Source organism: Pseudomonas sp. K5002 (assembly GCF_013386655.1).
In the GTDB taxonomy this organism is placed as follows: Bacteria; Pseudomonadota; Gammaproteobacteria; order Pseudomonadales; family Pseudomonadaceae; genus Aquipseudomonas.
Map to the genome: position 1 here is coordinate 1 of NZ_JACARK010000537.1, position 1,698 is coordinate 1,698.

The window sequence follows — 1,698 nt, forward strand, 5'->3', positions numbered from 1 at the left end:
ACCCGCACCGACTCGTAGCCCATCAGCCGCCCGTCTTCGAGAATCGGCGTCACATAGGCGCTGACCCAATAATAGTTGCCGTTCTTGCAGCGGTTCTTCACCACGCCCATCCAGCTCTGCCCGGCCTTGAGGTAGCTCCACATCAGCTGGAACACGGCGGGCGGCATGTCCGGGTGGCGCACCAGGTTGTGGGTGCTGCCGATCAGCTCGGCCTGGGTAAAGCCGCTCATGGCGGCAAACTCGGCGTTGCAGTAGGTAATATGGCTGTTGACGTCAGTTGCGGAAATTAGCCGTTGCTGCTCCCCAAAAGTCTGTTCAACAGCAGTGACCGGCAAATTGAGACGCACGTTAAAGCTCCATGGACAGCATTCGATCGCCCTCTCGACCACCGGGTAGGCAGGACAGGCGGATTCGTATTTCCAGTCGGGCTGCGCCGTCGATCGGCTGGTTGGCCGCAAAGGTACGCAAACCCACGATTTTGCACAGCAATTCATCATCCATTCAGTGATGATCAACTAGGCTTGAATTCGGGTATCCGGCACGTGAGGCGCAATGAAGCGTGGCACTGACGAGCGACATTTCAGTCCCTGCCAGGCGTCCGTTTTATGGGCACATTTATGAGAGTAAGGAGAGAGCAATGATTTCCTGTTTCATAAACCTGCCTTCTGAAACGAGACCACCAAATACTTGTCCTAGATGCCGATTCTACGAATTACATCACATTTTGCAAGAAAAGGTGATGGTACATGCGGTTGTCTAATTTTAAGATTTATCGTTAAGTTCTTGATTCTAAATGGGAATTGAGCGATGCACATTTCAAGTTTGGGTCCAGCCATCAGACGTTACCGCAAGGTCGCAGGGCTTACTCAGGCTGAACTAGGTGAAAAAACCGGTTTTGACCCTAAAACCATCAGCCGCTTCGAAACCGGCACCTATACACCCAGCGTCGAGGCACTGTTCTTGTTCGCAGAGGCGCTGGGAGTGAAGCTGAAAGTCTTTTTCGCAGACCTGGTCGACGAGGAGGAACAGCGCGCTTATCTGTTCGGTGTCATTCACAAAGCCACCCCGAAGGATCTGGGAAAGCTGATCGCAGCGGTAGACCAGGCCTTGTCCAAGCCTTAGAGCTCGCAACACACGTGCACGCAATAAAAAGAGCAGACAGCCAGATTGACTGTCTGCTCTTTGCTTGATGACTCCTGACATGAACTGACAGGACAGCCCCTTAGACTAGGGACTGAGCCGCGCCATTGCTGCGTCATTCCACGGAGTCATCATGAATAGCATTGCCCATTACTTTTTGTTGTACGTCGACAGCCCGGCCACCAGCGCCAACCTCTACAGCCGGCTGCTGGACAAGCCGCCGGTGGAGCTGGGGCCGACCTTCGCGCTGTTCATCCTCGACAACGGGGTGAAACTCGGCCTGTGGTCGCGCCATACCGTGGAGCCTGCGGCCCACGCCTCGGTTGGCGGTAGCGAGGCGGGTTTCTGCGTCGCTGATATCGCAGCGGTCGACGATTTGCACACGCGCTGGGCGCAACTCGGGATGAGCATCATCCAGTCACCGGTCGAGGCGGACTTCGGCTACACCTTTGTCGCCCAGGACCCCGACGGCCACCGCCTGCGGGTGTTCACCGTGAACCCGTAACGGCTTGCGGCGCCAGCGCCCTTCGAGGCTGATGGCGCCGACACTGGCCAGCA

Annotated in this window: 4 protein-coding genes; 2 read left to right on the forward strand and 2 right to left on the reverse strand. The window is 56.2% G+C overall.

What is annotated here, in order from left to right; genetic code table 11:
- Window positions 1-347: PAS domain-containing protein (locus HX846_RS22805; RefSeq protein ID WP_178966135.1), on the reverse strand; the 347-nt coding region annotated here is incomplete at its 3' end.
- Window position 348: 1 nt separating this feature from the next.
- Window positions 349-501 (reverse strand): hypothetical protein, encoded by a 153-nt coding sequence (locus tag HX846_RS22810; RefSeq protein WP_157222851.1) that lies wholly within the window; start codon window positions 499-501, stop codon window positions 349-351.
- A gap of 306 nt (window positions 502-807) precedes the next feature.
- On the opposite strand from HX846_RS22810, the gene HX846_RS22815 reads away from it, so the two are divergent.
- The gene (locus HX846_RS22815; RefSeq protein WP_003219061.1) at window positions 808-1,122 is read left to right on the forward strand and encodes a helix-turn-helix domain-containing protein; all 315 of its coding nucleotides are present in this window, start codon (window positions 808-810) and stop codon (window positions 1,120-1,122) included.
- Between the two features lie 151 nt (window positions 1,123-1,273).
- Complete coding sequence (locus HX846_RS22820) at window positions 1,274-1,645, forward strand: VOC family protein (protein WP_178966136.1); 372 nt, start codon at window positions 1,274-1,276, stop codon at window positions 1,643-1,645.
- The last annotated feature ends 53 nt before the right edge of the window (window positions 1,646-1,698 follow it).